Origin of the sequence: Serpentinicella alkaliphila, from assembly GCF_018141405.1 — a bacterium.
Classification (GTDB): Bacteria; Bacillota; Clostridia; order Peptostreptococcales; family Natronincolaceae; genus Serpentinicella; species Serpentinicella alkaliphila.
This window is the reverse complement of the sequence record NZ_CP058648.1, coordinates 7,501-10,000: the sequence shown is the minus strand read 5'-3', so window position 1 is coordinate 10,000 and position 2,500 is coordinate 7,501. Positions and strand designations below refer to the sequence as shown.

The window sequence follows — 2,500 nt, the reverse complement described above, 5'->3', positions numbered from 1 at the left end:
CACCCCCCAAGGCTAAATACTACCTGGTGACCGATAGCGCATAGTACCGTGAGGGAAAGGTGAAAAGAACCCCGGGAGGGGAGTGAAATAGAACCTGAAACCCTTTGCTTACAAGTCGTGGGAGCACGTTAAAGTGTGACCGCGTACTTTTTGTAGAACGGGCCAACGAGTTATGATATGTAGCAAGGTTAAGGACTAAAGGTCCGGAGCCGAAGCGAAAGCGAGTCTTAATAGGGCGAAAGTTGCATGTCATAGACCCGAAACCGAGCGACCTACCCATGGGCAGGATGAAGCGGAAGTAAAATTTCGTGGAGGTCCGAACCAATTGACGTTGAAAAGTCACTGGATGACCTGTGGGTAGAGGTGAAATTCCAATCGAGCTCGGAGATAGCTGGTTCTCGCCGAAATAGCTTTAGGGCTAGCCTCGATTAAATGAGTTACGGAGGTAGAGCACTGAATGACCTAGGCCTTCACCGGTTACCAAAGTCTATCAAACTCCGAATGCCGTAAACTTAAGATCGGGAGTCAGACTACGAGTGATAAGATCCGTGGTCAAGAGGGAAAGAGCCCAGACCATCAGCTAAGGTCCCAAAGTATACGTTAAGTGGAAAAGGATGTGGGATTGCATAGACAACCAGGATGTTGGCTTAGAAGCGACCATACATTTAAAGAGTGCGTAATAGCTCACTGGTCGAGTGATCCTGCGCCGAAAATGTCCGGGGCTCAAACGTATCACCGAAGCTATGGATGTAGAAATACATGGTAGGCGAGCGTTCTATGTGGGTAGAAGCTATACCGGAAGGAGTAGTGGACTGCATAGAAGTGAGAATGTTGGCATGAGTAGCGAGAGGCAGGTGAGAATCCTGCCCGTCGAAAGCCTAAGGTTTCCTGAGGAAGGTTCGTCCGCTCAGGGTAAGTCGGGACCTAAGCCGAGGCCAAGTGGCGTAGGTGATGGACAACAGGTTGAAATTCCTGTACCACCAAGAATCGTTTGAGAGAAGGGGGGACACAGGAGGATAGGTCAAGCGCACCGTTGGTTGAGTGCGTCTAAGCAGGTAGGGAGAAAAGGCAGGCAAATCCGCTTTTTCATAGATCCCGAGATGTGATGGGGAGCGAAAAATAAGTAGCGAAGTGACTGAATCCAAACTGTCGAGAAAAGCCTCTATCGAGATTTAAGGTGCCCGTACCGCAAACCGACACAGGTAGGCGAGGAGAGAATCCTAAGACGAACGGGAGAAGCATTGTTAAGGAACTCGGCAAAATGACCCCGTAACTTCGGGAGAAGGGGTCTGGGATGTGTGAAGGCTTCGCGCCGTAAGCATAACCCGGCCGCAGAGAATAGGTCCAAGCGACTGTTTAGCAAAAACATAGGTCTCTGCTAAGTCGAAAGACGACGTATAGGGGCCGACGCCTGCCCGGTCTTTGGAAGGTTAAGGGGAAGTGTTAGGGTTAAGCTCGAAGCACAGAACTTAAGCCCCAGTAAACGGCGGCCGTAACTATAACGGTCCTAAGGTAGCGAAATTCCTTGTCGGGTAAGTTCCGACCCGCACGAAAGGCGTAACGATTTGGACGCTGTCTCAACAATGCACCCGGTGAAATTGTAATACCAGTGAAGATGCTGGTTACCCGCGACAGGACGGAAAGACCCCGTGGAGCTTTACTGCAACTTGACATTGGATTTTGATACTACATGTACAGAATAGGTGGGAGACTAAGATACTAGGACGCCAGTCTTGGAGGAGTCGACGTTGGGATACCACTCTTGTATTATTGAAGTTCTAACCATGAGCCATGATCTGGTTTTGGGACACTGTCAGGTGGGCAGTTTGACTGGGGCGGTCGCCTCCTAAAGAGTAACGGAGGCGCTCAAAGGTTCCCTCAGCACGGTCGGAAATCGTGCGAAGAGTGTAAAGGCAGAAGGGAGCTTGATTGCGAGACAAACAGGTCGAGCAAGGACGAAAGTCGGACTTAGTGATCCGGTGGTACCGAGTGGAAGGGCCATCGCTCAACGGATAAAAGCTACCCCGGGGATAACAGGCTTATCTCCCCCAAGAGTCCACATCGACGGGGAGGTTTGGCACCTCGATGTCGGCTCATCACATCCTGGGGCTGAAGTAGGTCCCAAGGGTTGGGCTGTTCGCCCATTAAAGTGGTACGCGAGCTGGGTTCAGAACGTCGTGAGACAGTTCGGTCCCTATCCGTCGCGGGCGCAGGAAATTTGAGAGGAGCATCCTTAGTACGAGAGGACCGGGATGGATGTACCGGCCGGTGCACCAGTTGTTCCGCCAGGAGCACAGCTGGGTAGCTAAGTACGGAAGGGATAAGTGCTGAAGGCATCTAAGCACGAAGCCCCCCTCAAGATAAGATTTCCCACCCGAAAGGGGTAAGACCCCAGAGAGACTATCTGGTAGATAGGTCGGAGGTGTAAGTGCAGTAATGCATTAAGCTGACCGATACTAATAGGTCGAGGGCTTGACCAAAAAAGATGAAAGCTTTAAAA

General features: G+C 51.1%; 1 rRNA gene (cut by a window edge). It reads left to right on the top strand.

Going from position 1 to position 2,500, the window contains the following annotated elements:
• Positions 1–2,480 (top strand): 23S ribosomal RNA (locus HZR23_RS00140); it begins 449 nt to the left of the window's first position.
• Positions 2,481–2,500: the final 20 nt, after the last annotated feature.